Raw genomic sequence first — 5,798 nt, 5'->3', positions numbered from 1 at the left:
ATCATGGCGCCGGCGGCCATGGCGGCGACGACACCCGCCACCCAGGCGGCCAGCCGCGCCGTCCGCTGGTCGACGCCGACGGCGGCGGCACCGCGCTCGTCATTGGCGGCAGCGCGTGTGGCTAGGCCGAAGGACGTTTCGCGAAACAGCCTCGCTGCCACCAGCGCCACCGAAGCGATGGCCGCGGCCGTCCACAGCCCGACCTCGCGCGGCACGCCGTAGAAAGGCTGGCTGCCACGGGTGATCTCGCGCCCGGCGACCAGCAGCGTGTAGACGATGATCAGCATGGCAAGCGTGGCGATCGAGGCGCTCGACCCGGAAAGCCTGAGCAGTGGCGTGCCGGTCAACAGGCCGATGACGACAGCCAAAACCAGGACAACGGCCAGCGCCGCGAAGAAGGAGAGTTGGTGGCCGGCGAGGAACTGCGGCAGGTCGCGCAGTGCCGTTCGCTGCAATGCAGCGGGCATGGTGAGAATACCAGTGGCGTAGGCGCCGAGGCCGACAAAGGCCGCCTGGCCGAACGAGACGATGCCGCTGTTGCCGGAGAAGATCTGCAGGCCAAGCACCGCCGTCAGCATGATCGCAGCATAGGTGACGACGCGCTGCATGGCGGCGCCGCCGAAGATGAAGGCGGCAAGCGCCACCAGCAACAGCACCGCGACCATGCACAGGGCATCGGCCGTGGCGTTGCGGAACGCGGCCGGCATGAAGCCGGAACTCTTGCTCTCGCTCGTCGTCACCGACGCCATCACGCGGCCCTGAAGCGATCGGGTGAAAACGGGGCCAGGATCGGTTGCGCGCCTTCGGTGACCAGCCTGGCCACCGCCTCGCCGACTGCCGGCCCGGTCTTGAAGCCGTGGCCGGAAGACCCCGCCGAAACGACCAGCCCTTCGACATCAGGCATGGCGCCGATGACCGGCAGATCGTCGGGGCTCATGTCGTAGAGACCGGCACAGCCCGGCCGGATGCCAAGCTCGGCCATGGCCGGCACGCGGCTGGCGAAGGTCTCCAGGATCTCGACCGATTCCTGCTCCTCGACACCTTCCATGTAATCATCGGGATTTTCGACGAAGCGTGGACGGCCTGCATGTTCGTGGCGCAGGCCGGTGCCGCCGCCGGCCCAGGTCCCGGCGAGGATGACGCCGTCATTGTCTGGCCGCGCATAGTTGCAGGAAATGTCGTCGCACCAGGCGAACGGCATGACCTGCCTTGCCTTGCCGGCAGCGTCGAGCACGGCCATCGGATGGCGCTCGACATGCAGCGGCAGATCGAGGCCGACCGTCGCCAGCAGCCGGCGCGTCCACGGCCCGGCGGCCAGGACGACGGTATCGGCCTCCAGCATCGTTCCATCGGTCAAGATGACACCCGTGATGCGGTCGCCCTGCCGCTGGAGGCTCTCGACCAACGTGTTCTGCATGATCCTGGCACCACTGGCGCGGGCGGCACGGGCAATAGCATTGGTGGCGCCGAAGGCATCGGCATAGCCATACTCGGGTTCCCACAGCGCCAGCGCGACATTGTCCAGGGCAAAGCCCGGTGCGGCATCGGCAAAGGCCTGCGGCGACAATGTCTCGATGCGCGCGCCCTCGCCGCGGATGCGTTCGGCTGCCGACGTCCAGCTCGCCTTGTTGTCGTTGCCGCAGACCCACATCATGCCGATTTCGGTGACAAAGGATCCTTCGCCAGCGATTTCGGGCAGCGACACCAGGATCTCTCGGCCACGGATGGATAGCTGCGACAATTCCGGCATCAGGTAGAAGGCGTGCAGCAGCGCCGACGATCTGCCCGACGGGCCGCCGGCGGGATGGGTCTGCTCGACCAGCGTGACCTTCACACCGGCTTTGGCCAGATCATAGGCCGCGCTCGATCCGACAATACCGGCACCGACGACGATGACGTCGCTTCCATTTCGCATGGCTGTTCCCCACAGTCTCTTGGCTGCTTTTCGACAAGGTAGGGCCAGCGATCGCGCAATGTCAACATCTCTTCATTGTTGACCGAGATTTAAATCTCTGTAATAAACTCGACAAAACAAGAGAACACGGATTCCGGGGAGGCCCATGGCGATACGCGATGTTCTGATGCGCGGGGATCTTGCGCTGACGCCGTCGGAGGAGAAGATCGTCCGACTGCTGTTGACGGACTATCCGACCTCCGGCCTCGGTACCGCCTCATCGCTCGCCCGGCGCGCTGGCGTCAGCGATCCAACCGTGGTGCGGCTGGTGATGAAGCTCGGCTATGAAGGGTTTCCGGATTTCCAGGCGAGGCTTCTGGCCGAAGTCGAGGCAAGACTGCACTCGCCGCTGCTGATGATGGAGGCCAAGCGGCAGAGCGGTTCCAACGACAGCGCCGTGCTGGCCTATCTCGATAGCGTCACCACGGCCTTGCAGAAAGCCACCGCCGCGACACCCGTCCAGACTTACGAGCGGGCGGCCCGCTTGCTGATGGAGGCCAAGGGCGAGGTCGTGCTGGTTGGCGGCCGGTTCAGCCGCCACATCGCCGGCATGCTGGCCGGCTATCTCGTGCAGTTCCGCTCCGGGGTTCGCGATCTCGGCGTGCTCTCTCCGCAGATCTTCGACACGCTGGCCGACCTCGGCCGGCGCGACGTGCTCGTCGTCTTCGACTACCGCCGCTACCAACTCGATGTGATGGCCTATGCAAAACAGGCGGCGGCGCTCGATCTGCGCATAGTCCTGTTCACCGACCAATGGCTGTCGCCGATATCAGATCTCGCCGAAGTCACCATCGTCAGCCCGCTCGAAGTCGCCTCACCTTACGACACGCTGGCGCCGGCGATCGCACAGATGGAAGCGTTGGTCGCCCATATCGTTTCGACGCTGGGCGACGAGGCCCGCGCCCGCATCGAGCGACTCGAAAAGGTGCGGCATGCCAATGCCGTGACGCTCGACAGCGAACCGCAAGAGAACGGCGCGCGCAAGACACCCGGCCCCCGCAAGACACCGGGACCCAAATCAGCAAAGCAGGACGACAAAGCATGACCCAGGCCCTACCCAAACGAGACGAAGCCTTCCGTGCCGGCGAAACGGCACTGCTGCTCGTCGACATGCAGCGCATCTGGCTGGAGCCGGGCGCCGATCCGTCGCATCCGGAACGTGGCCCCGATCATTATTTTTACCGGCAGACATCCTCGCAGACGATCCCCAACCAGGAGCGCCTGCTGGCGGCGGCGCGGGCCAATGGCGTCGAGGTGCTGCACACCATCATTCAGAGCCTGACCGAAGACGGCCGTGAGCGCTCGCTCGACCACAAGCTGACACCGATCCATGTTGCGCCCAGTCTCCCCGAAGGACTGCCGGTGGCATCGCTGGCGCCGGTTGGCGACGAGATCATGCTGCCGAAGACGTCGTCGGGCATCTTCAATTCGACCAATGTCGACTATCTCCTCAAGAACCTCGGCATCCGCTATCTCGTCGTGGTCGGCGTGCTGACCGATCAATGCGTCGACATGGCGGTGCGCGACGGCGCCGACCGCGGCTATCTTGTCACCTGCGTATCGGATGCCTGCGCCACCATCACCCAGGAACGCCACGACATCGCGCTCAAGGCCTTCGGCGGCTACTGCTGGGTGGCCGACACCGACACGGTCGTCGACCGCTTCAACGCTTTGGGAAAACCGGCATGACGTCGACTGTCGAGCCTCTGGTTGCCGTCGTCACCACGGATCTCTCCGCCGTCACGCGGGGCCGTTTCGTTGCCGAAAGCAAGTTGCAGAAGACCGCCACGACCGGCGTCGGTTGGCTGCAGGCCAATCTGTCGCTGACACCGTTCAACTCGATCGTCGATCCCAACCCCTGGGGCTCGTCGGGCGACCTGCGGCTGATCCCCGATCTCGAAGCGCGCTTTCGCACGACACGCACCGGATCGGCAACGCCATTCGATATGGTCGCCGGCGACATCGTCGAGCTCGACGGCAGCCCATGGCTCGGCTGCACCCGCACGATGCTCAAAGACGCGCTGGCCGATTTGAAAGCCGCAACCGGCCTGTCGGTCATCGCCGCCTTCGAGCATGAATTCAACGTCGCCGACGGCGGCTTCGCACAGGCGCATTCAATGTCTTTCGCCGCACTGCGCCGCGCCGATCCTTTCGCGCCGAATCTGATGGCCGCGCTCGAGGAAGCCGGCGTCGTGCCCGAGGTGGTCATCGCCGAATTCGGCGACGAGCAGTTCGAGGTGACGCACGAGCCGGCGGACGCGCTGACGGCGGCCGACCGCGCCGTCGCCATCCGCGAAATCACGCGCGAGTTGGCGCGCAATGCCGGCTGGCGTGCGAGCTTCGCCCCCAAGACAGCGCCAACCGCCGTTGGCAACGGCGTCCACATCCATTTCAGCTTCGTCGACGAGGCCGGCAAGCCGATGACTTACGATCCGGCACTGGCGGGCGGCCTTTCCGCCAAAGCGGGCGCCTTCTGTGCCGGCGTGCTGCGCCATCTGCCTGGGATGACCGCCATGACGGCGTCGAGCGTGTCGTCCTTCTACCGGCTGAAGCCGCACAGCTGGAGTTCTTCCTACACCTGGCTTGCCGACCGCGACCGCGAGGCGTCGCTGCGCATCTGCCCGACGGTGACGATCGGCGGACGGGATCCGGCGCGGCAATACAACATCGAATACCGGGCCGCCGACGCCACCGGCAATCCCTATCTGTCGCTGGCGGCGATCATCCGCGCCGGGCTGGAAGGGCTGAAGGCGGGCCTGCCGTCGCCACCTTTGGTCACCGGCGACCCGACACTGATGAGCGAGGCGGAGCGGGCAAGTCTTGGTCTGGTGCGCCTGCCCGAAACCCTGCCCGCGGCACTGGACGCGCTGCTGGCCGACGGCACCGTGACGGGATGGTTCGCGCCCGTCTTCATCGAAACCTTCGTCGGCCTCAAGCGACATGAAGCCGAGCGTCTTGCCGGTCTCGATCCGGCCTCCATCTGCGATCTCTACCGGGCGCTCTATTGATGACCGCAGTGACAAAAAAAGATTGGCCCGAGGCCGTCGAGGCCCTCAACGAGCACGGCCGTTCCGATATCGTGCTGTTGTGCGAGCATGCGTCCAACCACATGCCGGTCGAGTATCGACAGCTTGGCCTCGATGCCCACCATCTGCAGCGCCACATCGCCTGGGATATCGGCGCCGCCGAAGTGACCCGCCTGCTGTCGTCGAAGCTCGATGCTCCGGCCTTCCTCAGCGGCTATTCGCGGCTGCTGATCGACCTCAACCGGCCACTGGGCACGCCAGGCAGCATTCCGGTACTGTCGGAAGACACCGACATTCCCGGGAATGTCGGCATCGATGCGGCGGAGCGGACCCGGCGCGCCGAGATCATCTTTTCGCCGTTCCATGACCGGGTGACCGCTTATCTCGACCGCCGGGCACAAGCAGGCCGGCAGACGCGGATCGTGACGATCCATTCTTTCACGCCGGTCTTCCTCGGCGTCAGCAGGCCCTGGCATGCCGGCGTGCTGCATGACCAAGCAAGAGGTCTCGCCGAAGCGATCCTTTCGGGCCTGCGCACCGATGCGGCGCTCAATGTCGCGGCCAACGTGCCCTATGTGATCAGCCGCGACGCCGACTACGCCGTGCCCATTCATGGCGACGATCGCGGCATCGCCGCCGTCCTCGTCGAGATCCGGCAGGATCTTTTGTCGACACGGTCCGGCATCGAGGAATGGGCGGACCGGCTGGCGGCGGCACTGCCGGCACTCGAGACAGAAACCGTGCCGTGAGCAATCCAAGCCTGCGCGAGCGCGACGCCGCGACCATCGCCCAGATCGGCAAGTTGCGTTTCTCGCCGC

The 5,798-nt window shown here is 65.6% G+C and carries 6 protein-coding genes; 4 read left to right on the top strand and 2 right to left on the bottom strand.

The genetic code is table 11. The features are described from left to right. Together EN932_RS27435 and EN932_RS27430 are read right to left on the bottom strand one after the other, a co-directional pair. Positions 1 to 749 (bottom strand): branched-chain amino acid ABC transporter permease (locus tag EN932_RS27435; protein WP_164890641.1); only part of this gene is annotated, 749 nt, incomplete at its 3' end. Next, positions 749 to 1,915 (bottom strand): FAD-binding oxidoreductase, encoded by a 1,167-nt coding sequence (locus tag EN932_RS27430; protein ID WP_127385004.1) that lies wholly within the window; start codon positions 1,913 to 1,915, stop codon positions 749 to 751. The genes EN932_RS27435 and EN932_RS27430, both read right to left, overlap by 1 nt. A gap of 145 nt (positions 1,916 to 2,060) precedes the next feature. Between EN932_RS27430 and EN932_RS27425 the strand changes: the two genes are divergently transcribed. Genes EN932_RS27425 through EN932_RS27410 form a run of 4 tightly spaced genes read left to right on the top strand, consistent with a single transcriptional unit; the run spans position 2,061 to position 5,729 of the window. Further along, a complete protein-coding gene (locus tag EN932_RS27425; protein WP_127368895.1) occupies positions 2,061 to 2,999 on the top strand; it encodes a MurR/RpiR family transcriptional regulator in 939 nt (312 codons plus the stop codon). Then, positions 2,996 to 3,643 carry an isochorismatase family cysteine hydrolase gene (locus tag EN932_RS27420; protein ID WP_013530318.1) on the top strand — a complete coding sequence of 216 codons (648 nt, stop codon included), beginning with the start codon at positions 2,996 to 2,998 and terminating at the stop codon, positions 3,641 to 3,643. The genes EN932_RS27425 and EN932_RS27420 overlap by 4 nt, the downstream gene beginning before the upstream one ends. Then, positions 3,640 to 4,962, top strand: a complete 1,323-nt coding sequence (locus EN932_RS27415; protein WP_127368896.1) for a glutamine synthetase — start codon at positions 3,640 to 3,642, stop codon at positions 4,960 to 4,962. The genes EN932_RS27420 and EN932_RS27415 overlap by 4 nt, the downstream gene beginning before the upstream one ends. Then, positions 4,962 to 5,729, top strand: a complete 768-nt coding sequence (locus tag EN932_RS27410) for an N-formylglutamate amidohydrolase (RefSeq protein WP_024502302.1) — start codon at positions 4,962 to 4,964, stop codon at positions 5,727 to 5,729. Before EN932_RS27415 ends, EN932_RS27410 begins: the two co-directional genes overlap by 1 nt. Positions 5,730 to 5,798: the final 69 nt, after the last annotated feature.

It is taken from the genome of Mesorhizobium sp. M7A.F.Ca.US.002.01.1.1, from assembly GCF_004022955.1.
GTDB classification, from domain to species: Bacteria; Pseudomonadota; Alphaproteobacteria; order Rhizobiales; family Rhizobiaceae; genus Mesorhizobium; species Mesorhizobium ciceri.
The sequence above is the reverse complement of the archived record's forward strand: the minus strand, read 5'-3'. Positions and strand labels throughout refer to the sequence as shown.

Excerpts from the sequence above, each read along its gene's own strand:
- EN932_RS27430 (WP_127385004.1), bottom strand. The coding sequence starts at position 1,915 with ATGCGAAATGGAAGCGACGTCATCGTCGTCGGTGCCGGTATTGTCGGA.
- EN932_RS27415 (WP_127368896.1), top strand. The coding sequence starts at position 3,640 with ATGACGTCGACTGTCGAGCCTCTGGTTGCCGTCGTCACCACGGATCTC.
- EN932_RS27420 (WP_013530318.1), top strand. The coding sequence starts at position 2,996 with ATGACCCAGGCCCTACCCAAACGAGACGAAGCCTTCCGTGCCGGCGAA.
- EN932_RS27410 (WP_024502302.1), top strand. The coding sequence starts at position 4,962 with ATGACCGCAGTGACAAAAAAAGATTGGCCCGAGGCCGTCGAGGCCCTC.
- EN932_RS27425 (WP_127368895.1), top strand. The coding sequence starts at position 2,061 with ATGGCGATACGCGATGTTCTGATGCGCGGGGATCTTGCGCTGACGCCG.